The organism is Heyndrickxia sp. FSL K6-6286 (genome assembly GCF_038630395.1).
GTDB lineage: Bacteria > Bacillota > Bacilli > Bacillales > Bacillaceae_C > Heyndrickxia > Heyndrickxia oleronia.
The window spans coordinates 4580779-4604964 of record NZ_CP152029.1 but is presented as its reverse complement, the minus strand read 5'-3'; the positions used below and the strand labels follow the sequence as shown (position 1 = coordinate 4604964).

At 35.8% G+C, this 24186-nt stretch carries 23 protein-coding genes, 19 tRNA genes and 1 rRNA gene; 41 read left to right on the top strand and 2 right to left on the bottom strand.

Features of this window, described 5'->3' with window-relative positions:
- The first annotated feature begins 65 nt into the window (after window positions 1-65).
- From rrf to nagE, 31 genes are all read left to right on the top strand, one after another.
- Window positions 66-182: ribosomal RNA gene (rrf, locus tag MHI39_RS23300) — 5S ribosomal RNA — on the top strand.
- 59 nt (window positions 183-241) lie between these two features.
- A tRNA-Glu gene (locus tag MHI39_RS23295) sits at window positions 242-316 on the top strand.
- 19 nt (window positions 317-335) lie between these two features.
- Window positions 336-411, top strand: a tRNA-Val gene (locus tag MHI39_RS23290).
- Window positions 412-562: 151 nt separating this feature from the next.
- A tRNA-Lys gene (locus MHI39_RS23285) sits at window positions 563-635 on the top strand.
- Between the two features lie 24 nt (window positions 636-659).
- Window positions 660-734: transfer RNA gene (locus MHI39_RS23280), tRNA-Gly, on the top strand.
- 10 nt (window positions 735-744) lie between these two features.
- Window positions 745-830 (top strand) — tRNA-Leu (locus MHI39_RS23275).
- A gap of 84 nt (window positions 831-914) precedes the next feature.
- Window positions 915-991, top strand: a tRNA-Arg gene (locus MHI39_RS23270).
- A 4-nt stretch (window positions 992-995) separates the two neighbouring features.
- Window positions 996-1072, top strand: a tRNA-Pro gene (locus MHI39_RS23265).
- Window positions 1073-1082: 10 nt separating this feature from the next.
- A tRNA-Ala gene (locus MHI39_RS23260) sits at window positions 1083-1158 on the top strand.
- Between the two features lie 18 nt (window positions 1159-1176).
- A tRNA-Met gene (locus tag MHI39_RS23255) sits at window positions 1177-1253 on the top strand.
- Between the two features lie 4 nt (window positions 1254-1257).
- A tRNA-Ile gene (locus MHI39_RS23250) sits at window positions 1258-1334 on the top strand.
- Between the two features lie 9 nt (window positions 1335-1343).
- Window positions 1344-1436: transfer RNA gene (locus MHI39_RS23245), tRNA-Ser, on the top strand.
- Window positions 1437-1604: 168 nt separating this feature from the next.
- A tRNA-Met gene (locus MHI39_RS23240) sits at window positions 1605-1678 on the top strand.
- 29 nt (window positions 1679-1707) lie between these two features.
- Window positions 1708-1784, top strand: a tRNA-Asp gene (locus MHI39_RS23235).
- Between the two features lie 23 nt (window positions 1785-1807).
- Window positions 1808-1892: transfer RNA gene (locus MHI39_RS23230), tRNA-Tyr, on the top strand.
- A gap of 10 nt (window positions 1893-1902) precedes the next feature.
- A tRNA-Trp gene (locus MHI39_RS23225) sits at window positions 1903-1976 on the top strand.
- Between the two features lie 2 nt (window positions 1977-1978).
- Window positions 1979-2054, top strand: a tRNA-His gene (locus MHI39_RS23220).
- Between the two features lie 19 nt (window positions 2055-2073).
- Window positions 2074-2147: transfer RNA gene (locus tag MHI39_RS23215), tRNA-Gly, on the top strand.
- Between the two features lie 11 nt (window positions 2148-2158).
- Window positions 2159-2235 (top strand) — tRNA-Ile (locus MHI39_RS23210).
- 18 nt (window positions 2236-2253) lie between these two features.
- Window positions 2254-2328: transfer RNA gene (locus tag MHI39_RS23205), tRNA-Asn, on the top strand.
- A 157-nt stretch (window positions 2329-2485) separates the two neighbouring features.
- Window positions 2486-3088 carry a TetR/AcrR family transcriptional regulator gene (locus MHI39_RS23200; protein ID WP_251339105.1) on the top strand — a complete coding sequence of 201 codons (603 nt, stop codon included), beginning with the start codon at window positions 2486-2488 and terminating at the stop codon, window positions 3086-3088.
- Window positions 3089-3200: 112 nt separating this feature from the next.
- Window positions 3201-4418: an MFS transporter gene (locus tag MHI39_RS23195; RefSeq protein ID WP_342540315.1), complete on the top strand. Its 1218-nt coding sequence runs from the start codon at window positions 3201-3203 to the stop codon at window positions 4416-4418.
- 129 nt (window positions 4419-4547) lie between these two features.
- A complete protein-coding gene (locus MHI39_RS23190; RefSeq protein ID WP_342540314.1) occupies window positions 4548-5441 on the top strand; it encodes an aminoglycoside phosphotransferase family protein in 894 nt (297 codons plus the stop codon).
- Window positions 5442-6029, top strand: coding sequence for a GNAT family N-acetyltransferase (locus MHI39_RS23185; protein WP_259548174.1), 588 nt, complete (start codon window positions 5442-5444; stop codon window positions 6027-6029). It begins immediately after the preceding gene.
- A 207-nt stretch (window positions 6030-6236) separates the two neighbouring features.
- Window positions 6237-8153: a copper amine oxidase N-terminal domain-containing protein gene (locus MHI39_RS23180; RefSeq protein ID WP_259548173.1), complete on the top strand. Its 1917-nt coding sequence runs from the start codon at window positions 6237-6239 to the stop codon at window positions 8151-8153.
- Window positions 8154-8392: 239 nt separating this feature from the next.
- Complete coding sequence (locus MHI39_RS23175) at window positions 8393-9115, top strand: 3-ketoacyl-ACP reductase (RefSeq protein WP_342540313.1); 723 nt, start codon at window positions 8393-8395, stop codon at window positions 9113-9115.
- A gap of 317 nt (window positions 9116-9432) precedes the next feature.
- A complete protein-coding gene (locus MHI39_RS23170) occupies window positions 9433-9639 on the top strand; it encodes a gamma-type small acid-soluble spore protein (protein ID WP_259548171.1) in 207 nt (68 codons plus the stop codon).
- A 189-nt stretch (window positions 9640-9828) separates the two neighbouring features.
- Window positions 9829-10080, top strand: coding sequence for a DUF3949 domain-containing protein (locus MHI39_RS23165; protein WP_342540312.1), 252 nt, complete (start codon window positions 9829-9831; stop codon window positions 10078-10080).
- Between the two features lie 238 nt (window positions 10081-10318).
- A complete protein-coding gene (locus tag MHI39_RS23160; protein ID WP_259548170.1) occupies window positions 10319-10813 on the top strand; it encodes a PTS glucose transporter subunit IIA in 495 nt (164 codons plus the stop codon).
- Between the two features lie 40 nt (window positions 10814-10853).
- Window positions 10854-11672: a PRD domain-containing protein gene (locus MHI39_RS23155; RefSeq protein ID WP_259548168.1), complete on the top strand. Its 819-nt coding sequence runs from the start codon at window positions 10854-10856 to the stop codon at window positions 11670-11672.
- Between the two features lie 371 nt (window positions 11673-12043).
- Complete coding sequence (nagE, locus tag MHI39_RS23150; RefSeq protein WP_058003232.1) at window positions 12044-13519, top strand: N-acetylglucosamine-specific PTS transporter subunit IIBC; 1476 nt, start codon at window positions 12044-12046, stop codon at window positions 13517-13519.
- Between the two features lie 106 nt (window positions 13520-13625).
- Here nagE and MHI39_RS23145 read toward each other — a convergent pair whose 3' ends face one another.
- Complete coding sequence (locus tag MHI39_RS23145) at window positions 13626-13991, bottom strand: DoxX family protein (protein ID WP_342540311.1); 366 nt, start codon at window positions 13989-13991, stop codon at window positions 13626-13628.
- 106 nt (window positions 13992-14097) lie between these two features.
- Here MHI39_RS23145 and MHI39_RS23140 point away from each other — a divergent pair, with 106 nt between their 5' ends.
- From MHI39_RS23140 to MHI39_RS23130, 3 genes are all read left to right on the top strand, one after another.
- Window positions 14098-14715 carry a histidine phosphatase family protein gene (locus MHI39_RS23140; RefSeq protein WP_342540310.1) on the top strand — a complete coding sequence of 206 codons (618 nt, stop codon included), beginning with the start codon at window positions 14098-14100 and terminating at the stop codon, window positions 14713-14715.
- Window positions 14715-15170 (top strand): NUDIX hydrolase, encoded by a 456-nt coding sequence (locus MHI39_RS23135; RefSeq protein WP_342540309.1) that lies wholly within the window; start codon window positions 14715-14717, stop codon window positions 15168-15170. Before MHI39_RS23140 ends, MHI39_RS23135 begins: the two co-directional genes overlap by 1 nt.
- Before the next feature lie 256 nt (window positions 15171-15426).
- Window positions 15427-16185 carry a MerR family transcriptional regulator gene (locus MHI39_RS23130; protein ID WP_342540308.1) on the top strand — a complete coding sequence of 253 codons (759 nt, stop codon included), beginning with the start codon at window positions 15427-15429 and terminating at the stop codon, window positions 16183-16185.
- 247 nt (window positions 16186-16432) lie between these two features.
- On the opposite strand, the gene MHI39_RS23125 is transcribed toward MHI39_RS23130, so the two are convergent.
- Window positions 16433-16720, bottom strand: coding sequence for a hypothetical protein (locus MHI39_RS23125; RefSeq protein WP_342540307.1), 288 nt, complete (start codon window positions 16718-16720; stop codon window positions 16433-16435).
- A 269-nt stretch (window positions 16721-16989) separates the two neighbouring features.
- Between MHI39_RS23125 and MHI39_RS23120 the strand changes: the two genes are divergently transcribed.
- The 7 genes from MHI39_RS23120 (at window position 16990) to MHI39_RS23090 (ending at window position 24104) form a co-directional block, all read left to right on the top strand.
- A complete protein-coding gene (locus MHI39_RS23120; protein ID WP_251339092.1) occupies window positions 16990-17682 on the top strand; it encodes a response regulator transcription factor in 693 nt (230 codons plus the stop codon).
- Window positions 17683-17686: 4 nt separating this feature from the next.
- Window positions 17687-19120: a HAMP domain-containing sensor histidine kinase gene (locus tag MHI39_RS23115; RefSeq protein WP_259548160.1), complete on the top strand. Its 1434-nt coding sequence runs from the start codon at window positions 17687-17689 to the stop codon at window positions 19118-19120.
- Window positions 19120-20571: a hypothetical protein gene (locus MHI39_RS23110; protein ID WP_342540306.1), complete on the top strand. Its 1452-nt coding sequence runs from the start codon at window positions 19120-19122 to the stop codon at window positions 20569-20571. The genes MHI39_RS23115 and MHI39_RS23110 overlap by 1 nt, the downstream gene beginning before the upstream one ends.
- Window positions 20572-20791: 220 nt before the next feature.
- Window positions 20792-21856 carry a C45 family peptidase gene (locus MHI39_RS23105; protein WP_342540305.1) on the top strand — a complete coding sequence of 355 codons (1065 nt, stop codon included), beginning with the start codon at window positions 20792-20794 and terminating at the stop codon, window positions 21854-21856.
- 22 nt (window positions 21857-21878) lie between these two features.
- On the top strand, window positions 21879-22442 hold the full coding sequence (locus MHI39_RS23100; RefSeq protein WP_342540304.1) for a GNAT family N-acetyltransferase: 564 nt from the start codon (window positions 21879-21881) through the stop codon (window positions 22440-22442).
- Between the two features lie 198 nt (window positions 22443-22640).
- Window positions 22641-23552: a homoserine O-succinyltransferase gene (metA, locus tag MHI39_RS23095; RefSeq protein WP_342540303.1), complete on the top strand. Its 912-nt coding sequence runs from the start codon at window positions 22641-22643 to the stop codon at window positions 23550-23552.
- Window positions 23553-23783: 231 nt separating this feature from the next.
- Window positions 23784-24104, top strand: coding sequence for a DUF3870 domain-containing protein (locus MHI39_RS23090; RefSeq protein ID WP_259548154.1), 321 nt, complete (start codon window positions 23784-23786; stop codon window positions 24102-24104).
- The last annotated feature ends 82 nt before the right edge of the window (window positions 24105-24186 follow it).

Sequence of the window (24186 nt, the reverse complement as noted above, 5' to 3'; positions counted from 1 at the left end):
AGGTTATGAACCGTTACTTCTTGATATATCTAGTTTTGAGGGAATAAACCCTTAACAAAATATAGTCTGGTAACTATGGCAAGAAGGTCACACCCGTTCCCATCCCGAACACGGAAGTTAAGCTTCTTAGCGCCGATGGTAGTTGGGGGCTCTCCCCCTGCAAGAGTAGGACGTTGCCAGGCGATGCCCCTAAATTGGGGCTATTATTTTTCTAAACTATATTAGCAAATTCTGCAAATGTGGCCCGTTGGTCAAGCGGTTAAGACACCGCCCTTTCACGGCGGTAACACGGGTTCGAATCCCGTACGGGTCACCATTAAATAAATTTTTATATTGGAGGATTAGCTCAGCTGGGAGAGCACCTGCCTTACAAGCAGGGGGTCGGCGGTTCGATCCCGTCATCCTCCACCATTAATTATTTTGATAGTGGTGCAATATTTTTTGTGTAATAAAATAGTTGGATTTTTTTGACGTTTGAAAAGTCGGAATAAATAATTTACAATATAAATGTACGAGCCTTTATATTTAAAATTATAGACTACACGATCAATCATTTTATTATGAGCCATTAGCTCAGTTGGTAGAGCATCTGACTTTTAATCAGAGGGTCGAAGGTTCGAGTCCTTCATGGCTCATCAAAGTTTGCTTTGATTCAATTTGCGGAAGTAGTTCAGTGGTAGAACACCACCTTGCCAAGGTGGGGGTCGCGGGTTCGAATCCCGTCTTCCGCTCCAAACAACCCTTGCCGGGGTGGCGGAACTGGCAGACGCACAGGACTTAAAATCCTGCGGTAGGTGACTACCGTACCGGTTCGATTCCGGTCCTCGGCACTAGAAATTTTTACGAAGTAAAAGATTTAAGGATTTTTGCGCAGCAAAAGATCCTTCCATAAAATATCTTACGATATAAATCATGCGCCCGTAGCTCAATTGGATAGAGCGTTTGACTACGGATCAAAAGGTTAGGGGTTCGACTCCTCTCGGGCGCGCCATGAACGGGAAGTAGCTCAGCTTGGTAGAGCACATGGTTTGGGACCATGGGGTCGCAGGTTCGAATCCTGTCTTCCCGACCATTATATAATTGGGGCCTTAGCTCAGCTGGGAGAGCGCCTGCTTTGCACGCAGGAGGTCAGCGGTTCGATCCCGCTAGGCTCCACCAATATCTAAAATATACTATGGCGGCGTAGCTCAGCTGGCTAGAGCGTACGGTTCATACCCGTGAGGTCGTGGGTTCGATCCCCTCCGCCGCTACCATAGAGGACCTTTAGCTCAGCTGGTTAGAGCAGACGGCTCATAACCGTCCGGTCGTAGGTTCGAGTCCTACAAGGTCCACCATATATAATTGGAGGAATACCCAAGTCTGGCTGAAGGGATCGGTCTTGAAAACCGACAGGCGGGTTACACCGCGCGGGGGTTCGAATCCCTCTTCCTCCGCCATAAATATTCCTTTGAAAACTTTTTATATTATCATCGCGGGGTGGAGCAACGAGCGTTACTTCATCGAACAACTGCGAGTTGTACCGATTGAGCTGCTACTAGAACAGGCATACTGAAATCGGGACAGTTGATAGTAAGATTGGATTAAAAAACTTTTTATAATATCGTCGCGGGGTGGAGCAGTCTGGTAGCTCGTCGGGCTCATAACCCGAAGGTCGCAGGTTCAAATCCTGCCTCCGCAATCATTTTCAAGTAAACTTGAAAGAAATTTGGTCCGGTAGTTCAGTTGGTTAGAATGCCTGCCTGTCACGCAGGAGGTCGCGGGTTCGAGTCCCGTCCGGACCGCCATTAATTTATGCAAAGATTAATATGGAGGGGTAGCGAAGTGGCTAAACGCGGCGGACTGTAAATCCGCTCCCTCAGGGTTCGGCGGTTCGAATCCGTCCCCCTCCACCATATATAATATAGGGGCATAGTTTAAAGGTAGAACTAAGGTCTCCAAAACCTTCAGTGTGGGTTCGATTCCTACTGCCCCTGCCATGGCGGATGTGGCGAAGTGGTTAACGCATCGGATTGTGGTTCCGACATTCGTGGGTTCGATTCCCATCATCCGCCCCATACTTAATGAATGAATATTGCGGGTGTAGTTTAGTGGTAAAACTACAGCCTTCCAAGCTGTTGTCGTGAGTTCGATTCTCATCACCCGCTCCAAAATACATAAAGGGCCTATAGCTCAGCTGGTTAGAGCGCACGCCTGATAAGCGTGAGGTCGATGGTTCGAGTCCATTTAGGCCCACCATTTTTTATATTTATATATTCCGCAGTAGCTCAGTGGTAGAGCTATCGGCTGTTAACCGATCGGTCGTAGGTTCGAATCCTACCTGCGGAGCCATTTTTATAAAAGATTTCAAGAGCGCATTAGCTCTTTTTTTGTATATTGAATAGTAACATGGTCAAAATAGCCTAGCTTGAAAAGGTTATTTATTTTTGTTAATATACAGAATGAACGTTCAGTATTAATGTTAATATTGGCATTGGAGTTGAAATAGTTGAATAAAAAGAAAATCCAAAGTGAACAAACCAAAAAGCGTGTAGCAGATGCTGCAAGGAATCTTTTTGCTAATAAAGGATATAAAGCCACTTCAATTGAAGATATTGTTGAAGCTACCGGGAGTAGTAAAGGGAATATATATTACCACTTTAAAAGTAAGGAAGGATTATTTTTATATTTATTAGATGAATGGGATAAAGAGTGGGAACAGAAATGGGTAGAAAAAGAATCATTATATAAAACAACGAAGGAAAAACTTTTTGGGATGGCCGAACAAATGGTTCTTGATGATTTGAATCACCCACTTACAAAAGCAGCTGATGAGTTTTTTAATAATGAAGAAAAGACTGGTGAGATTGAAGAACGAATTGCAGAGATGGTAATGGGACATTTGAAATTTAATCAAAAATTAATTCAGCAAGGGATAGATAGTGGTGAATTTAGAAAAGAAGACGTAGAAAGTCTCGCTATTATTCTAGAAAGCTTATTAATTGGTCTAAGCCAGATGTCAAGAAAGTCAACAGTTGAGGAGGCATTAACTTTATATAAATTAGCATTTAATGTATTTTTATTTGGAATATCAACAAGCTCTAATAGATAAAATAAGTGAGGGATTACACCTGGAAGGATCTTGCATAGACCAGGTAAGGGTAATCCTGTAATTTAATATAGAATGAACGTTCAGTATTTCTAAGTTCATGAGGAGGTTATTTATGTCATTATTGTTCAGAAATAGGGGAGCTATATTGCTTCTTATGCTAAATATATTTTTAATTTTTACGGGAATTGGTCTTGTTATACCTATAATGCCAACTTATATGATCGAGCTACATATTAATGGGAGCATCGTAGGATTGCTTGTTGCAGCTTTTTCTCTCACCCAGCTTATCTTCTCTCCATTTGGTGGGAAACTATCAGATTCAATAGGCAGAAAAAAGATTATTATTGCTGGAATGATCATTTTTGCTGTTTCTGAATGGATATTTGGAGTAGCTAATTCATCATTTCTTCTATTCGCTTCTAGAATGCTAGGAGGAATCGGTGCCGCATTAATTATGCCGTCTGTTATGGCATACGCAGCGGATGTAACATCTACTAAAGAGAGAGCGAAAGGTATGGGCTTTATTAATGCTGCTATAACTACTGGATTTATTATTGGACCAGGAATTGGTGGCTATATAGCTGAATTTGGGATTCGCGTACCATTCTTTGCTGCAGCAGTTGCGGGTGTGGTTGCGGCGATTATTACTTTACTCGTATTACCAGAATCTAATATTAAAAAAGAATCTGAATTAGCACAGTCTATTCAAACAAATAAACAAAGTTTAATCAGTCAATTGCTTCACTCCTATAAGGAGCCATATTTTTTAAGTTTAATTATCGTGTTTGTTATGTCGTTCGGTTTAGCTAACTACGAAACGGTTTTTGGATTGTTTGTTGATCAAAAGTTTGGGTTTTCACCGAAAGATATTGCGTTTATTATAACATTCGGATCTATCTCAGGTGCAGTAGTACAAATGACTATATTCGGATGGATGCTAAATCGCTTTGGAGAGAGGAAAGTTATTTCATCTTGTTTAATTATAGCTAGTCTATTTGTATTATCAACCTTATTTGTGCATAAGTATTGGCTAATTGTTGTAGTTACTTTCATTGTGTTCCTGTCAATTGATATTTTACGACCTGCCATTGGAACACAGATGTCGAAAATGGCTCAGGATCAACAAGGATATGTAGCTGGATTAAACTCCGCTTACACAAGTCTAGGGAATATTATGGGTCCAATAGTGGCTGGTTTCCTATTTGATATGAATGTTAATTATCCATATGTTTCAGCTTTTATCTTTCTTTTTGCCTGTTTTGTTTTGTCCATCCGGGCCGCAAGAAAGGTTGATAGCATCAATACCCAAGTTAAACTAAGGAAAAGTTAACATAGATATTTTTTTAAAAGATTCAGTTGTATTACTGAGTCTTTTTTATTTTATTCACAGGATATTTTCGTAATTATATCGAATATGGGTGACTATGTAGTATGTAGGAACTAAGGAAGGAGAAATGAGATGGGAAATCTACTCCAGCTGATTGATTGGAAAGAAAAAAATAATAGGGAAATGGATAAACTTTTATCCGGTAAGGAAACTTTATACGTTCAATCGATGAATTCTGGATATGAAGCAGAAGTAGCCAAAATTATTCATCAAGGCAATCAATTTGTACTTAAAGTATGGAATAGGGAATCTAAACCAAATGTTCAACTTCAATATCATTTATTGCATGTGCTTACTCAAAGAGAGGTTCCTGTTTCAAAGCCATTAGCATGGGGAGTGGATAGAAAAGGAAATAAAGTATTATTAACAACATATGATGGACTGTCTTTTCAAACATTTAGTAGCAAAAACATCACTGAAATGGCACGGATTCTATCAAAAATACATTGGATTTCTCCATATCAAATTAAAAATGTTAATCTACCAAAGTATCAATTTATCGATTATTTTTTTTCCGGGATTGAGGAATACCTGGATCTTAGTCAATTATTAATCCAGTTGGTTAAAAAAGCGCAAATAACACAGAGTGAGTTCATTCATGGAGATTATCATTTTGAAAATATCGTAGAAGAAACGGGAAGATTTACAGTTATAGATTGGACAAATGCTCAATTAGGGGATAAAAGATATGATTTTGCATGGAGTGTATTTCTATTAAAAATTTATGCGATATCAGAAAAACATGCTTCATTATTTCGTTCAGCTTATATATCGGAAAATTCTATTAGTCAGGATGAAGAAGAGTTATTTGAAGCAATAGCTTGTATAAGATGGTTATTATTATATAGAAAAAATAGAATCCCTATCCGCAATAATACTTTAGACAAGGTTCAAAGAATAATAAAATATAACCCTTATCTTAATAAAACTTTTTTTTATACATATATAGAAAGGAACGAGGGATAAATGAATATAGAAAAAATTTTTAATGAATTTCCTATTTTGATAGCAGATGAAATTTCATTGTTAAAAATTGAAGAGGATCATCTTGATGACGTGTTTGCTATATATAACAATGAGCAGGTTTTTGAATTTTGTGGAATTATCCCAAAACATAATAAAGCAACCGTAAAAAAAATGATTAGTCATTTTGAGCGCGATTTTAATAATAAGAAAAGAATAAAGTGGGGAATTGTTACACGTTCTGAATATAAATTAGTTGGAATTGTAGAAGCATTTGATTTTAATCAAAAAATCAATATGGTGACAATCGGCTACTATTTAGCAGAAGACTATTGGGGGAAAGGGATTGCATCAGCAGCTGTAAGTAAAGTAGTGGAGTTTCTATTCAATGAGGTAGATGTGAATAGAATTCAAGCGGATGTGATGCCGTTAAATGATGCATCAAAAAAGGTATTGTTAAAAAACGGTTTTCTAAAAGAGGGATTACTAAGGGAAGCAACGATTTGGTCAGGTAAAGGCATTATAGATATTGAGATTTATAGTATCTTAAAAAGGAATTATCATAAAGAGAGTATAGGGAAATCAATATAAACGGTTTAAATTAATCCATCTCTTTCATTATACTAAATAGTTCCTATTAAAGTGTCAAAATACTCTATCATTCGCTATTTTATATGAAAATTTTGTAGATTAAATGTGAAATTTTAGATAAAATAGTATTATTTTAACATTTTTTATCATTTACATGTTATGATAGGTTAGTATGATTACGGATTAATAGGAATAAGGAGAGGAATAATGATTAAGAGAATTAAAGCATTGTGCGTCCTTGTAATTGTCGTATTAGTTGCACTTTTTTCAAACTTTAATGTCTCAGCAGCAACACTTGTTGGGAAAGATCTATATACAATGAAGAATGTTTCAATTGAGATTAATGGAAAAAAGGCTTCTATCAAATCGTCTATTTTGAATAAAAAAGGTCATCTTTTATTACCAATGAGAGAATTATATGAAGCACTTGGTGCACAAGTGTCATGGGATCCAAAGAAAAAAACAGCAAGTTCTATTAGAAATGGAAAACGTGTGGATCTAACGATTAATTCTAAGACAGCCAAGGTGGATGGAGTAAGCGTTTCAATGGAAGTCGCTCCTCTACTTTATAAGAATCGAACATACTTCCCTCTAAGATTCGCCAGTGAAAATTTCGATGGGATCGTTGTTTGGAATGAAGGAAAACAAAAGGTTGAAATTACATTAGATCAATCAAACGGAAGTAATCCTCCTCCTACTCCAAATGTACCGGAGGGAGAAAAGTATACATTATATATTAATAATCAGAAGATAATAATGGACGATCCAGTTATCATTAAAGAGGGTAGGACATATATTCCTGCTAAATATTTTTATAATTATGTTGAGGATTCATCAGGTTTATGGGTATCTGATCGAGTGTTTGAAATGTTATTAGCTGGACTTAGCTTCCAATTTACAGATGGAAGCAACAATATATTAGTCAATCAAGAACCTGTTTCTATAGATGAGAAACCATTTATCAAATCAGGAGAAATGTATGTCCCAGCACCTTTCCTTGTTAAAGCTTTAGGGGGGAATTTACGTAATCTTGTTGACAGAAAAGAAATCTATATTACGTTTAATGATTATATGTTTTATAGTGAGTTTTTGGAAAAACAAGAAGGTTCAACTCCTAAACCTCAATATATACCAAATGCTCAATTAGAAGGATCACGAAATTTATTAGTTAGTGACAATCCGGAGAAAATTAATGCATATATGTTATACGGAACTACAGCAACACTTTCAATGCAAGAGGTTCAATCAACTACAGCAACAAATGAGCACCGAGTATTTGGGTGGCATTTAAATGAACTAGGTACAAAAGCTAAAATAGCCATTACTATTCAAAATATCTCGGATACAAATAGTATTAAGATTACGGATTCTAAAGGGTTAGCGAAAACTTCGGATAATAGTTGGATTACATATAATGTAGGTTTACCAATTGCAGATTCCGTACTAAATGGAAAATTAAAAAACTCTGAAAGTACTGGTATTGTTATTAATCCAGGCGAGACGAAAGTGATTGAAGCATATGACTTGGCTCCGGAGTTTCTAGTCGGCTTCTTACAGGATATTGATATTAGTTCTGTAAATGGCGGAAATAGTAAGTATATTATACGAACCGTTTTAGCTCAAAATGATGAAGATTTAACAAAGGTTCATTCTGATCCAATTTCAACAGATAGATTTGCTCATCCTAGAGGTGCCTGGCCACAGTCTACACTAAAAACGGAAATACCAGCCTATACAGTTGGTATACCAGAGGTGGGGTATAATCTTTCAAATGGTCAAACAGATCATTTGTTAACGGCTGAAAATTCACTATCTACTCTCAATGGGTCAGTTGGAAATCCAGGTCATTTTGGAATGACTTATAAGGTAAGTATTCCAATTGTAAATCCAACTGGTAGTCCAGCAAAAGTAAAAATCGTTTTAGCAGGTAGGGGTGGTCTTTACAGTGGAGCTGTGAAGATGAATGGAAAAGTTCATTTAATCCCAACACTTAAACCTAGTCAGGAATATGTAGAGCTTCCTGAGTATACGGTAAGTGGTTCATCAGATACCATCAATTTAGAAATTATGCATGCTGGTGGCGCTAACTTACCAGTTGCTGTTTATGTAGAATCAGTTGAATAAAAGCAAGGGGTCTGATCCCACTTAAAATACTCTACCTAGAGCGATTTCGTAATAGATAGTGTATGTTATGGGGTCTGACCCCTTTTTAGATATCCTTAATTTTTAATTTCTGATCTACAAACTACATTGAATAATGACAACTGAACATAATAAACATCTGAAACGCCTTACTTGATTATGCTTCTTTAAAGGAATAAAATATGTAAGTCCATGAAAGATAAAGAAAGGAGTGCTTCATTTTGGCACAGTCATTAAAAGGAAAAGTAGCAATTGTAACAGGTGCTGGAAAAGGGATTGGCAAAGCCATCGCCATTGCTCTAGCGAAAGAAGGAGTTAATGTTGGATTACTTGCACGTACGGAGGGAACTCTTAAAGAGGTTTCCAATGAAATAGAAAATTTAGGGGTAAAAGCAGCTTATGCAACTGTAGATGTTTCTTCCTTAGCTGAAGTAGAAAAAGCAATCGAAAAGGTAACAAATGAGCTTGGAAAAGCAGATATTTTAATAAATAATGCAGGTATAGGTAAATTTGCATCAGTTTTAGATATGGATCCTGAAGAATGGAAGAAAACCATCGATGTTAATTTGATGGGAACGTATAATGTCACTCGAGTGGTACTTCCTCAACTAATTGAAAAAAATGCTGGGGATATTATCAATATTTCATCTACTAATGGTTTAAACGGTGCAGCGACTTCAAGTGCTTATAGTGCTTCTAAATTCGGAGTTATTGGCTTTACAGAATCATTAGCTCAAGAAGTTCGCCGCAACAATATTCGAGTGACAGCATTAACGCCAAGTACAGTTGTAACAGAACTGGCTGTACAAAGTAATTTAATCACAAAAAATGAGGAAAAATACATTCAGCCAGAGGATATTGCAGAATTTATTGTTTCTCAATTGAAATTAAATCCTAGAGTCTATGTGAAAACAGCTAGTCTTTTAGGAACAAATCCATTCTAATTTGTAATGGTTAAAATCAAAAGGGGTAGGTGCTATTATTGCACCTACCTCTTTTACGTTCCAAATTATTATTGTTATAAGCTGTTTTCGTATAGTTTGTTGCTCTTGTAAAATCCAAACTGTAGGCTTTTACATCCAGCCGTTCTTATGGCGATTGCCGCTCTTTTCTTTAGTAAAATGAGATGTGTAGCAATCTCCAGCCGATAAAAATTTTTCTTAAATAAACAGCAACAATGTTTGAAAAAGAGCTTTGTTAAACAATGGAGAGCATGAAAAATCCTGTACAAGGTGAAAATAGGAAAAAAGGAGGCTAGCTTATGAAAGAGATAGATAAAAACCATATGGATAGATTTACCGTTGCAGGAACAAATATTGATGAAGTAAAAAGGCAAAATGAACGATCAGGAATGTCGTATAATCAGGTAAAAGAGTTGCTTGCTAAAACGACAGGTGGCAAGGGAACCTGGATCTATAGTGATACAAATATTGAAGAGGTAAAAAAGAAAAACCAAAACCAACAGTAGATGGAATCTGAATAGAATGAAATCATCATGTTAATATATGAAATATTGTGTTTTCATAACGTTAGATGATTAAATCCTAAGTGGTAAAAAAACATTTAGGATTTTTGTTTTTTTAAGCGGAGAAGTAGAAACTTTTCTCTTTCTAATTCGTAAGATTAATAAATAACTATTAGAAGGAGGTATTTATATATGGACATTGTTTTTATAGTTCTTGGATCTATATTTGTTCTTTATATCTTGATAATGGTTCCTTTGCAATATTCTTATATTTCATCTATGAAAGAGTTAGAGAAAACTACTAGGAAATCACATAATGAAATATATGAGGATATGAGTTTTGAAAATGAGCAACTTCATTATCACCTTCAAGGAAGTATCTTTAATTTGCCATCCAATCTAATTGCTTCGGTTGTTTATAAATTTCGCCATCATAAGAAGTAGAACTTCAATTGCTTCCGTAAAAATTTTTAAAAATGTTACCGCTTCCACTTGTGCTTTTCAGAATTGAATGGTACTATTAACCTATAATCAAATAGTGCATCACATGTTACTGATACGATCAGGCATGGTGGTAAGAAAAGAGTTGAACTTTCAACTTTTTATCGTACCTCCATGCCTTTTTGCGCTACATATTAATAAAGAAGTATTAGAAATGGAATGAGAAAAGGAGTCATTTAGTATGGTATTCAACTTTTTTAAAAAAGAAAAAGAAGAATTACAGATATATGCACCAATTAATGGACAGATTATTTCGATTGAAGAGGTCCCTGATCCTGTTTTTAATCAAAAGATGATGGGAGAGGGAGTTGCGGTTATTCCAACAGAGGGGAGTATTTGTTCTCCAGTTGATGGTACAATTCTTCAAGTTGCCCCTACAAAACATGCAGTGGGAATCCTTGCTAAGGATGGTTCGGAAATTTTGATCCATATTGGTTTAGAGACGGTCGCATTAAAAGGAGAAGGGTTTCAAGTTGCTGTAACTACTGGTGATAAAGTTTCTAAAGGACAACGACTGATTGATGTTGACTGGGAATATATTAAGATACATGCTAAAAGCATTATTACACCAATTGTTATAACAAATAGTAGTCATGGAGATAAACAGTATATCGTTACAAAGGAAAAGGAAGGCATACAAGGAGAAACCGTAATCATCACATCTTCCGAAACGTGATACACTGTGAATATAGTGAAAAACAAGGAGATGGCTTCCGATGAAGATATCAAAGATTCTTAATAATAATGCTGTGATTGTAGTAGACAATCAGCAGGAGAAGATTGCGGTTGGAGCAGGAATTGCCTTTGGTAAGAAGAGAAATGATATTTTAAATTCAGGGAAAATAGAAAAACTTTTCGTAATGAAGGAAAATGAGAAGCTTCAACAGTTGCTAAGTCGGATACCGGAAGAGCATTTTATCATCTCGGAAAAAATTATTTCCTTTGCTGAAGATTATATTGGAACAAAGTTAAATGAACATATTCATATCGCACTGACGGATCATCTTTCGTTTGCAATTGAAAGAGAACGTGAAGGAATTCAATTAAAAAACAAGCTTCTCCATGAGATAAGAATATTGTATAAAAAAGAGTTTGAAATTGGGCTTTGGGCAATTAAGCATATTAAGGAGTCTTGTAATATTAATATGCCCATCGATGAGGCTGCGTATATTGCCCTTCATATACATACAATGAAGGTTCAGGGTGGTGATATGCGACAAACAGTCATACAAACAACGATTATTAGGGATATTGTTGAGACCATCACAAAATTTTTACAAATTAAAGTAAGTGAAGATGATATTTCTTACCATCGACTGATCACGCATTTACGCTTTGCTTTAACTCGTATTAATCAGTCAGAAGTGAATACAATGGATGAAGAGATGCTGGACATGATCAAAAAGAAATTTCCACTCTCCTATCAATGTACGTTAGAAGTGGCTAAGAAAGTATCATCACAACATGGCATAGTCTTGCCAGACCACGAATTAGGATATATTACCCTGCATATTGAAAGATTACAAAAGCAATAAATGGATATAGAAAAATTAAAGGGGGTGAGATGTAAGGAGTTATACTATGAATAAATTACGTATATGTTTGTTAAGCTTGCCATCATTTAGCTAAAATCCAGAATAAAGAACGGCTCTTATTTACTTTATATTACTTACTACTAATGTCACTAGATATTTCATTAAAGATTAACGTATTCAAGTGGAATTGCATGAAGTACTATGTGACGGGAATGGAATGTTTTAGCTATTTGGTTATTTAATTATTCAGTATAACCCTATTGAGAAAATTAAGTATATGTATGATCTTTTGATTATGAATGGATCTAATATCAATATATTTAGATTTAAAAGAGACTGATTATTCTGTATTTTTAGGGGGAGAACGAAAAATGATGAACTATTTTCAAAGAATGGGTAAGTCGTTAATGCTTCCAGTCGCCGTATTACCAGCGGCAGCCATTCTTACTGGGATTGGATATTGGATTGATCCAACTGGATGGGGAGAAGGAAGTCCAGTCGCAGCGTTTTTAATTAAGGCGGGTAACTCTATATTAAATAATATTCCAATTCTCTTCGCAGTTGGGTTGGCGTTGGGGATGTCAAAACAAAAGGACGGTGCAGCAGCATTAAGTGGGTTAGTAGCATTTCTAGTAGTGAAAACTTTGCTTTCTCCTGATTCTGTTGCCATGTTGCAAGGAATCGAAGAGGCTAATGTCGATCCTGCCTTTTCAAAAATAGATAATGCATTTGTTGGGATAATTTCAGGATTAATTGCTGCAAGCATGTATAATCGCTTTAGTAAAGTACAACTACCTGCAGCATTTGCGTTTTTTAGTGGGAAACGACTCGTTCCTATTGTGACGGCATTTTTAATGTTAGTGGTATCGGTTATACTATTCTTCGTATGGCCAGTGGTCTATACTGGACTTGTTTCCTTCGGAGAATCAATCAGTAAATTAGGTGCTGCCGGTGCTGGATTGTATGGTTTCTTTAATAGATTATTAATTCCAACTGGATTGCATCATGCGTTAAATAATGTATTTTGGTTTGATGTAGCTGGAATTAATGATATTGGTAACTTCTGGTCAAATAAAGGTGAAAAGGGAATTACAGGAATGTATCAAGCTGGATTCTTCCCAGTTATGATGTTTGGATTACCGGCAGCTGCGCTTGCAATGTACCATACAGCAAAAACAAAGCAGAAAAAAGTAACGGCATCATTAATGTTAGCTGCTGGATTTGCTGCATTCTTTACGGGAGTAACAGAACCGCTTGAATTTGCTTTTATGTTTGTGGCACCAGCGCTTTATTTTGTGCATGCAATTTTAATGGGACTATCGTTAACAATAGCGGCATTGTTCCATTGGACGGCAGGATTTAGCTTTAGTGGAGGCTTTATCGACTTTTTCTTAAGTTTACGAGTTCCAATCGCTAACCAGCCATATATGTTAATTCTTCAGGGACTAGTATTTGCAGTTATTTACTATTTCTTATTCAGATTCTTGATCGTGAAATTCAACTTGAAAACACCAGGTAGAGAGGATGATCCTGTTGCAGTTGGTGAGGGAGTACTTGGAGAATCAACGGCTACAGCAGGTGCTTCAGGAAGCAAATTTGCGAATATGGCTGCGATCATTTATGAAGGTTTAGGTGGAGATGCAAATGTCACTGGTGTTGACAATTGTATTACCCGCTTAAGAGTAGATGTGCGAAATATGAATGCGGTCGATCAAAATAAAATAAAATCAGCCGGTGTTCCAGGAATTAAAGTCGTAGGTTCAAATCATATTCAAGTTGTTGTAGGGACATCTGTACAATTTGTCGCTGATGAAATTGCAAAAATACGTGATGAAAAAGGTGCCTGATTTTCATATAAACAACTTGCATCAGCATTCAAATATAATTGAATAGGGAAACAAAATGAAGAGGTGCTTATAAAGGGGTGAGTTGACTCCTGTATAAACACCTCTTTTAATATGGTTGTTTAGTTGCACTGCTGTATAGTGTAATTAATAGGACAAGCATGATAATGTCTAGACGAGCATTAAATGCAAATGAGATTATACTAGAATGGAAAATTGGAATTTTAGTAACTAGTAGGGCTCCCAGCATGATTCCGATTAAAGGAATTGTCGCAAGTTTAATCACTCTATTCATTAAGATCAAAACACCGCACACGACCTCTAGAGCTGCGACTATATACATTAATATAACCGGAAATGGTAGTCCTAGGCTAATAAAGTAATTACCCAATTCCTCATTAAGTAGTTTCATAAGTCCTGAGGTGATGAAAACATAGGCAATAAGATATCGAATAATGGCTAAGGACGTAAACATATATTTTTCCCCTCCCCTTATATTTATATGCACGTTTGGTGACAAGCTATGTACAAATGGACAAAAATTCTGAAAATAATTAAACTAAATAAAGGGAGTGATAAAATTGATTAGACTGTTTGTGACAAGACACGGTGAAACAGACTGGAATCGACAAAGAAGGTTACAAGGGTGGAAAGATTCTGAGCTGACTGAAACAGGCATAAACAATGCAATCGCGCTTGGACATAGACTCAGGGATATAAAATTTCAATCAGTTTATGCAAGTCCAAGTACTCGAACGATTAAAACCGCTGAACTTATTATAGGAGATAGAAACTATCCAATTATAACAGATGATTGTCTTAGAGAAATACATCTAGGGGAGTGGGAAGGGCAGACACAAGAGTTCCTTGAGAAGGAGTATCCTAAAGAATACAACGCCTTTTGGAACACACCGCATTTATATCAATCCGAAACCGGAGAGAGCTTTGCTCAGCTACAAGAAAGGGTTCAAATGGCATTAAAACGTATATTAGCTGAAAACGACGATGGAAATATACTTGTTGTGACACATACAGTATTTATCAAGTCTTTATTAGCGCATTTCAAACAATTCCCCCTGGAAAAGCTTTGGTCACCCCCATTTATCTATGATACAAGCCTTACAATTATTGAAGTGGATACTGAATCTAATATAACCTTGGAAGGTGATATTACGCATCTTTCTAAGGGGGTCTTGTAATGATTCGATATGCGGTGGGGGCAATTGTTTTTCATGGCACAAAGTTTATGCTTGTTCATAAGGTGAAAATACGCACACTAAAGGGTGCTAGCGATTTTAAAGGAGAATGGGATTTTCCAAAAGGAGGGGTAGAGCAGTCGGATGACAGCCTTATCAGTGCGTTAATAAGGGAATTAGAAGAGGAAACGGGTTCGAGGAATTATCAAATCATCAAACAACTTGCTGAACCGATTTGTTTTGCATTTAGTAAAGAATTCACTGAACAAACAGGGTATGATAAACAGATGACGACCATGTTTATCGTTGAATATAAGGGGAAACCTTCTGTACTCAAGGCAAAGGATAATGAAATCAATGAAATTCTATTTCTTAATAAGTTAGAAGTGTTGCAGAGATTAACTCATGATGAAACGAAAAGTTATTTTGAAGCTGTACATGATAACTATTTTAATTGAATTTCAAATTTAAATGATTTAATGTAGATAGCTTCGATTATTTCGAGGCTTTTTTATTTATAACAATGATTTTAATAGAATTTTACTTGTGGTTCTCACTTTTCATAAGAACCGCTGAACCTTTTATTTGGTGTAAATACCGGTAGTAGGGCTTTTATAAAAGCAAAATACAATACGAAAACAGCTTTTTTTTTACAAATGGTCTTGACCTTTACGTTACGTGAAGGTGTATCTTGAAAGTAGAGGAGGTGAGCTCATGGAATATACTGTGCAAAAGCTTGGTAAATTGGCAGGGGTAAGTACAAGAACACTGCGATACTATGATGAGATTGGAATTCTTAAGCCGGCAAGAATCAATTCATCTGGATATCGGGTATATGGTCAAGGAGAAGTGGATCGTTTGCAGCAAATTTTATTTTATCGCGAATTAGGTGTTAGTCTAGATCGTATTAAGAAAATTATTACATCCCCTTCCTTTGATGGAAACCAAGCACTTAGAGAGCACCGTGAAAAACTCCTCGAAAAAAGGAAACAATTAGACGTCTTAATTGCAAATGTAGATAGAACCATTCAATTATCAGAAGGGAGAATTCAAATGTCAGATCAAGAAAAATTTGAAGGATTTAAGAAGAAAATGATTGAGAATAATGAAAAGGAATATGGGGAAGAAATCCGCAAAAAATATGGAAATGGGACAGTTGACCAGTCTAATGCAAAACTAATGAATATGACAGAGGAGCAATATGAAGAAGTAACGAAATTAGAGAAACTAGTAAAGGAAACTTTGGCGGAAGCTTTTGCAACAGGAGACCCAGCAAATGATATTGCTCAAAAAGCCGCTGATTTGCATAGGCAATGGCTCTCATATTATTGGAAAGATTACAGTAAGGAAGCACATGTAGGACTCGCACAAATGTATGTTGCCGATGAAAGATTTACAGCTTATTATGATGAAGAACAACCAGGAATGGCAGAGTTTTTAAAGAATGCGATTCAAATTTATACGAAGAAATAACAGGTAGTAGTTAGAATAAAGGAAAAAATTAAGTATATAGTGACTAGTTGGCAGAAAAATAGAATTTCAAATAAAAAACTTCAGCTGTATTAAAAAAAGGGGGATGTCTTATTTAATAAGGCACCCCCTTCCTTAAAAGCTTTGCCTTTCATTTTACTGCGAAAAAGAGCTGCAATCTCCATAAGAACCAAAGAAAAAGTTTATTGGGTGTGAAAGCCGGCAGTTGGGCTTTTACAAGAGCTACAAACTATACGGAAACAGCTTTTAAAATAACTTGTTGAGTAGGACCTAGGAGTAGAGCATTTTCATTTTTAAGTTCGTATTGAACTCCATCGATAAGTAATATTGAAATAGTGTTACTAGTCACTTTTTCAACGACTTTTATAGTTTCTACATGATAGCCTTCATTTTCAAGGTGTAAGAGAACTGCGTTATGAAACTTCAGAGGCTCTTTGTACCACTTATACCAATTATCCAACTCAAAACGAATGGTAGTATCTTTTTGAAAAAGGGACTTTTTTAAGCGTTTAAACAAATGAACTCCCCCATTGCCCTTTTTTTCTTATATTAAATCTAACACATTTTTGGTTAATATTACCAATTATATCTAAATATTTTGATATATATCCTTTTAAGGAGCGTAAACATTGCATAATTAGCAACAATGTATGAGAAATGCCTCTTATTAGCTATTAAGATTAAAAGTCACCATTTGATGTTTTATCATGTAGCTATTTCAATTACAATGATAGTAACATTATATTTAGACCGAAGAGATCAGAATTTTTTTGGAGGAGATTGTAGTTGAGTAATAAAGTGTTAATTATTGAAGATGAAGAAAGTATTCGGGGCTTTATAAAAATTAATTTTAATATGCATAATTTTCAAGTGATAGAGGCTGAGTCGGGGGAAAAGGGTTTAATGATGGCGAGTTCAGAACATCCCGATATTGTTATCTTAGACGTGATGTTACCCGGGATCGATGGCTATCAAGTATGTGAATCATTGAGAAAGGAATTTCCCGATATAGGTATTATTATGCTTACTGCAAAAGGGCAGGATTTGGATAAAATTAAGGGGTTAGAGCTTGGCGCGGATGATTATGTTGTTAAACCATTTAATCCAATGGAGCTCATTTTGCGTGCGAAATCTTTAGTAAGAAGAGTAGGAGAAAAGCATGACCAAGTACAAAGTCAAAATGTCACATATGGACCATTTGTTATAGATACATATTCCAAAAAGGCTTATAAGAATGATAGAGAATTATCACTAACTCCAAAGGAGTTTCATTTATTACAATTATTTATGGAAAATCCGGGAAAAGCTTTTTCAAGAAATGCTTTATTGGATACAATATGGGGCAGTGATTTTGTAGGGGATCATAAAATTGTTGATGTAAATATAAGAAGGCTGCGAGTGAAGATAGAAGATAAAATGTCAAAGGATTTATTTATTGAAACCGTATGGGGTACTGGTTATCGATGGAGGAAGGATTAAGCAGATGTTCAAAAAAAGAAACAAGAGTGTTTCTTCAAAAAGTATAAAGACAAGACTTGTTGGTAATTTCATCATTATTATCCTCATAAGTGTGTTAGTCTTTGAAGCGTTACTAATTTATTTTACTAGATATTACTTCTATCATAATGTCGAAAATGTATTAACGAATCAAATTAGAATTTCCTCGGACTTTTATTCAAAGTATTTTTCCAATGTTCCGCTTGAAGAGAATGTCATTGATAATGTAGATGTCTTTTGGCAGCAAACGAATGCACAGGTGCAAATTGTTGATTTGAAAGGCAGGGTCCTATTAGATTCAATTGGAGTAGAAAATAAACAAACTCTAGGTAGCTCTGATTTCTATGATGCGTTGGCAGGAAAGAAGGGCGTTAGTATTGGAAAAGTTGACTATGGGCGCGAAAAGGTAATGACTGTGTCCTATCCTTTGAAATCAGATGAAGAAGTGGTAGGGGTATTGAGATTCATTACCTCACTTTCTGCCGTTGATAAAGTAATAAGGAATATAACTCTTATCTTTATTAGTATAGGGATTGTTGTAATTGTTATTACTGGTGCTATTGGTTTAATTCTCTCCTCAAGTATTGTACTTCCACTAAGAGAGGTAACAAATGCAGCGGAGATCATGGCCGGAGGTAATTTAGAAATACGAATAAAGAAAAATAGAAATGATGAGATTGGAAAACTAGTAGATACGTTAAACTATATGGCAGAGGAAATAAAGAAAAGGGAAGAAATCAAAGATGATTTTATCTCCTTGGTTTCTCACGAGCTGAGAACTCCTCTAACTTCAATAAAGGGCTGGGCTTCAACATTAAGTCGGGTTGATCGAAATGAAACCAAAATATTTGATGATGGCTTGACGATAATTGAAAAGGAAAGTGACAGACTAGCCGTAATGGTTGAAGAACTTCTTGACTTTTCAAGCTTTGCTTCTGGGAAAATTTCATTAAACAAGAAAAAAACAGATCTTAAAGATATTTTTTATTATATTGAAAAACAAATGCGGCCAAAGGCAATTCGCGAAGGGATACATTTTCAAGTAGAGTGTGAGGAACTCCCACTTATTGAACTAGACGGAGATCGAATTAAACAGGTACTGATTAATCTTTTAGGAAACGCCTTAAAATTTACTCCTCCTGATGGTACAGTCTCTCTGCATGGTTTTATGGAGAAAGATGCGGTTATTATGTCTGTAATTGATACAGGATGTGGGATAAGTAAAGAAGAATTGCCAAGAATAACGGAAAAGTTTTATAAAGGAAAAAATAGTAAAGCACATACAGGTTTAGGTCTTTCTATATGTGATGAAATAGTCAAACTTCATAAGGGAAGTCTCCAATTTAAAAGTGAAGTAAATGTGGGGACAGAAGTTATTGTTAAGCTACCACTTGAAATCAATCATACAGGGGTATCATGATGAAGCGAAAATTACATAGGGTACTGACCCTAATCCTATTGTTAATGATGGCTACCTTAATGGGATGTACGTCAAGAGACTTTAGTATTGGTGGGAAAATTGCTCCTCCCGTAAATGAGAGGATAACCATTAAGGGGACGTGGAAGATTGCAGAGTTTATAACGGCAGATGAAGGTCATGCAAATAATAACGATCAAATTCAAGATTATATCGGGAAAACGGCTAAATTTAATCATGAAGTTTGTGTTTTTGGTAAAGATGAATGTTTGAAGCCCGAATATAAGATGATTAATGTGTCAGCGGTTGATTATATGCAGAATAAATTTAAAATCACGCCAGAACAAATTGGAATTCATGATAAAAGAATGGATATAATTACTGTCACTTCAAACAATCAAATTTTCTATGAATTTATGAAGGTAAATGATCAAACCTTATATGTATCTGTGGAAGATGGTTTCTTTAAATTAGAAAAACAATCAGAAAACGTTCATATAGGCAAAAAAACCAATGATTTAAATAATGCAAAAATCAATGCAAGTATTGCAAGTGAGGACAAAAATCCATTTAAATCGGGACTATTGCTTGGGATTCGTTCCCAGGACAATACCTACAAAACCTTGTGGATCAGCTATATTAATAAAAAATTGCATCCAGTCATGGAGACTGAGCAACTTTTTGTCCCAAGGAAAAAAGGATTTTGGGAAATAGGATATAAAAAAGCTAACGAAGGTGTGGGCGGCAGCTTATATGTTAAGCCCGAGGTTGCAGCACCAAGTAAACTAGAATTAAAGTCTAGAAATATTCTTACAGAAAATAGTGCGCGAAAAATAGTTTTTGTTGGAAATGATTACATTGGCACAGAGCGTTTTCAACGCTATCAGGTGCTTCCAATTGACCACATTAGTGGAGGAAAAGGGATTACACTTTCAGATGTAACCATTAAACATTCTTCCAATGCGTTAATTCGTTCAAGTGAGGCATTTATTGCATCGCTAGAAAAAAAGAAGGCACAACTGCTTAATCCTGAACCAATAGAGGACAATTTCATTTTAGAAAGACGTAATGGCCATTGGATTATACGAGGCAGACTCTATTATAAGCAGCCTATTGGATCGAAGAATTACGAGGATTTTGATATCAATGTTATGGTTCCTTCAAAATTAATCCAGTATGATGAAATGAACATTCCTTGGGGAGAAATCAAATCGAAAATGCCTTGGGTGATCGATGCGTATGAATCTCCAAATAAAGATCTATTAATATTGATATCTACAGATACAATTTATATTTATTCACTTGTAAATGGGAATATCTCAAAACATCCTTTGAAGGAAATTCCATTAAATGAAGGAGATTCAATTGTCATGGCTGAATGGTCACTTGGACATTATGTTGAGAAGTGGGGAGAAATTGTTCAAAGAAAGTTCACCCCTTTTAAGGAAAAATGATTTAAGGAAAGGTTGCTTTTGTATCGTTTATTGCTTTTATAAAAGCGCTACTCCCGGCTTTTTACTTCATAAGAATTCAGCGGTTCTAATGGAGTTTCTCAGTGAGTGGAAGAGGGGCGACGGTATTCAAACCCATATTTAATAGTTAACACTTTACCTAAATAGCCAAATGTTTGAGGAAAAGGTTTAGGAAAATCACTAACACAAAAGAGGGATTAAAGTGAAACAAGTATATAGTGAGATCATCCAATTTCGTGGAACTCATTATGATTTTGGATATTTACAAGGGGAAAAATTAAAAGATTCACTTACCGTTAAAAATCGTGAAAATCAATGGAAGGTTCGGAAGCCACGTTTTCAAGTACAAGAGGAAGAGGTAAGAGAGGCAGTTATTCCTTTTGCTCCTGGCATTTGGGATGAATTATTAGGAATGCAGTCTGCATTAGAATGGCCAATGGATCGCATATTAATGGAGTTTGGCGGATATCGCTTAGATTATGTCCGTTCAGGTTGTTCAATCTTAACAGGGGAAGATTATTTAATTCGTAACTATGACTACCATCCAAAAACTTATGAAGGGCGCTATACACTTTTTCAACCTACAGATAAAGGATATGCCATTATTGGGCCGAGCCAGAGAGTGACGGGACGAATGGATGGAATGAATGAAAAAGGATTGGTAATAGGATATAATTTTATGCATCGGAAAAACCCAGGAGATGGGTTCATTTGTTGTATGATTGGCCGGTTAATACTAGAGTCATGTGCAAATGTGCATGAGGCAGTAGAAATGCTGAAAGAAATTCCTCATCGACATTCTTTTACCTATGTCGTATTTGATCAAAGTGGTGAATCAATTGCCGTTGAAACCTCACCTCGTAGAGTAGAAGTTCGTCAAACCAATATGTGTACCAATCATTTTGAAATAATGAAGCATGAGAACCGCAATCATCTGGTCGATTCCAAGCGGAGATTAGAAGTCTTGCGTCACCATCAAGAGCACCTCGAAGGAGCCATGGAAGCCTTCCGTTTATTGAATGATACAGATAAAGGTGTTTTTTCAAATCTATATGGAAGTTGGGCAGGTACCATTCATACTTCCGGATATTTAGCAAGAAAAATGGAAGCATGGTTCGCCTTAGGTGGGGATCACGAGCCAATCAAACTAGATTTTGCTAAATGGCTGAGTGGTGAGGACCTGAGTTTGGAACGTATGATAGGAACAGTTGATACTGACATTCCCTTTGTGCATATGGATGAGGGTGCGGACTGGTTTAAAAGCTAATAATTTAGGAGGAAATAGAGTCATGTTTATAAGACCTGCAGAAAAAAGGGATGCAGTTGAAGCAGCAAATCTTATCCATCTAGCAATAAAAGATATTGCTGAAACTCTAACTGGAGAAAAGGAAGATACAAAAATAAGACAAGTTCTCGCTCAGTTATTTACTGAAGAGAGAAATCGTCTTAGCTTTCAAAATTGTTTAGTAGCTACTACTGATCAAGCAATTATGGGAATTATTATTATCTATTCTGGAGCGGACGCTCAAATGTTAGATAAGCCAATTATTGATCGATTAAAGCAATCAGGTGAGGAAAAAGAAATTGTGATCGATAAAGAGGCTGAATTAGAAGATTACTATATAGATACAGTTTGTGTAAATCCTGATTATCAAGGCCAACGAATTGGAACTCACCTTATTCAAGCGGCTGAAAAATTAGCTTCAGAAAAAGGTTTTAACCGAATCTCTCTAAATGTAGCGAAGGATAATCCAAAAGCATGTCAATTATATACGCGTTTAGGATACAAGAAGGAACAAGTAATCCAAATTAATGGACATGATTATGATTATATGGTGAAAATCATAGATTAATTGTTGGCAGAGCTGTCTGATCTTATCTTCAGACAGCTTTTTTCATATTTTTAATGTTTCATTCGGATTCAAATTTTACTCTTATAAAGAAAAACAATGGCACCTTCATCTATAAGAAAATGTTGCTAATGATGACAAATAACTCCTATCATTCTATAATGGGATTATTGAAAAAATTCAGATACAGGGGGACTTCCATTGCCAATTAATATACCGAGACAATTACCTGCACGTGAAATTTTAGAACAAGAAAATATTTTTGTTATGGACGATGAACGAGCAAACAGTCAGGATATTCGTCCATTAAATATTCTTATTTTAAATCTGATGCCTGAAAAGGAGAGAACAGAAGTACAATTACTTCGGCTTTTAGGTAATTCACCCCTACAATTGAATATTATGTTTTTGCATATGGAATCACATGAATCGAAAAATGTGAGCAAATCCCATCTTGAACAATTTTACACAACCTTTAAGAATATAAAACATCGCTGTTTTGATGGAATGATTATAACAGGAGCCCCGATTGAACTTTTAAGATTTGATGAAGTGGACTATTGGCCGGAAATGGTAGAAATTATGGAGTGGACAAAAACGAATGTAACCTCGACTCTTCATATTTGTTGGGGAGCACAGGCAGCTCTGTATCATCACTTTGGTATTGATAAATATGAACTTGGCAAAAAATTAACAGGAGTATTTAAGCATCGTGTATTAGATCCGACGGTAAAAATCGTTCGCGGCTTTGATGAAGAGTTTCTCGCTCCTCATTCACGATATACAGGTAATTTAAGAAATGAAATGGTCGATTCCGATAATCTTATGTTACTATCAGAATCGGATGAAGCAGGCCCGTTTTTGTTCATGTCCAAAGATGGGCGACAAATAATGATGACAGGTCATTTAGAATATGATGCCGGGACACTAGCTGAGGAATATACACGGGACCAATTAAAGGGTACAGGTGAGGTCTATCTGCCAAAACATTACTTTCCAAATGACAATCCCGATGAGAAACCGCTCCATAGATGGCGTTCCCATGCACATCTCCTATTTTCAAATTGGCTCAACTATTATGTATATCAAGAAACGCCGTATCAGTGGGAATAAGACGAAATAGTAAAGAGGAATTTCAAAGATGGTTGAAATTCCTTTTTAGAATATATTAATTTCCTTCAACATGCTTATAGGAGGGAAAGGGAATATTTCCTATTGTCTGATTTATAAAAAAATGGTATATTAGTATCATTCCTTTGTAAACGATTTCATGATATAAGTTTCTGCAAGTGCCCCTTGTCTGTCCCTTATATCGTCTGAATAGCTCTGAAAGGAAATAAATAGATGTATAATGAAAACACTATTTTTATTATTGGGGATGCCAAGGCATCACAAAATAATCCGATTACCAAGAAATTTAGCCAGTTTTTTTTGGCATTCGTAGTGGATCGAACCGATGGGAAAATAATTGATGTAGAATGTTCTGCAACGGTTAACTTAACAATCAGATTTATCCAATCGATTTTTATCAATCGTTTTATGGATGATCCGATCATTGTTGAAGATATTAACCAACGTTATTTTGGCGCATCTCAAAAGGCTTTGATTGTTGCTTATCAAGATGCTTTAAAAAAATATCAAACTATTACTGCTTTGTCTAAATAAACCTAGGCAAAATCCAGTCTAACTTTTCATTGTTAGACTGGATTTTTGTCTTTTAAAGGGTTATTCCTTTGTTGTGATTAAA

Excerpts from the sequence above, each read along its gene's own strand:
- MHI39_RS23160 (WP_259548170.1), top strand. The coding sequence starts at position 10,319 with ATGGTATTCAACTTTTTTAAAAAAGAAAAAGAAGAATTACAGATATAT.
- MHI39_RS23195 (WP_342540315.1), top strand. The coding sequence starts at position 3,201 with ATGTCATTATTGTTCAGAAATAGGGGAGCTATATTGCTTCTTATGCTA.
- MHI39_RS23135 (WP_342540309.1), top strand. The coding sequence starts at position 14,715 with ATGATTCGATATGCGGTGGGGGCAATTGTTTTTCATGGCACAAAGTTT.
- MHI39_RS23170 (WP_259548171.1), top strand. The coding sequence starts at position 9,433 with ATGAAAGAGATAGATAAAAACCATATGGATAGATTTACCGTTGCAGGA.
- MHI39_RS23155 (WP_259548168.1), top strand. The coding sequence starts at position 10,854 with ATGAAGATATCAAAGATTCTTAATAATAATGCTGTGATTGTAGTAGAC.
- MHI39_RS23090 (WP_259548154.1), top strand. The coding sequence starts at position 23,784 with ATGTATAATGAAAACACTATTTTTATTATTGGGGATGCCAAGGCATCA.
- MHI39_RS23130 (WP_342540308.1), top strand. The coding sequence starts at position 15,427 with ATGGAATATACTGTGCAAAAGCTTGGTAAATTGGCAGGGGTAAGTACA.
- MHI39_RS23180 (WP_259548173.1), top strand. The coding sequence starts at position 6,237 with ATGATTAAGAGAATTAAAGCATTGTGCGTCCTTGTAATTGTCGTATTA.
- MHI39_RS23110 (WP_342540306.1), top strand. The coding sequence starts at position 19,120 with ATGAAGCGAAAATTACATAGGGTACTGACCCTAATCCTATTGTTAATG.
- MHI39_RS23115 (WP_259548160.1), top strand. The coding sequence starts at position 17,687 with ATGTTCAAAAAAAGAAACAAGAGTGTTTCTTCAAAAAGTATAAAGACA.
- MHI39_RS23145 (WP_342540311.1), bottom strand. The coding sequence starts at position 13,991 with ATGTTTACGTCCTTAGCCATTATTCGATATCTTATTGCCTATGTTTTC.
- MHI39_RS23185 (WP_259548174.1), top strand. The coding sequence starts at position 5,442 with ATGAATATAGAAAAAATTTTTAATGAATTTCCTATTTTGATAGCAGAT.
- MHI39_RS23190 (WP_342540314.1), top strand. The coding sequence starts at position 4,548 with ATGGGAAATCTACTCCAGCTGATTGATTGGAAAGAAAAAAATAATAGG.
- MHI39_RS23165 (WP_342540312.1), top strand. The coding sequence starts at position 9,829 with ATGGACATTGTTTTTATAGTTCTTGGATCTATATTTGTTCTTTATATC.
- nagE (WP_058003232.1), top strand. The coding sequence starts at position 12,044 with ATGATGAACTATTTTCAAAGAATGGGTAAGTCGTTAATGCTTCCAGTC.
- MHI39_RS23100 (WP_342540304.1), top strand. The coding sequence starts at position 21,879 with ATGTTTATAAGACCTGCAGAAAAAAGGGATGCAGTTGAAGCAGCAAAT.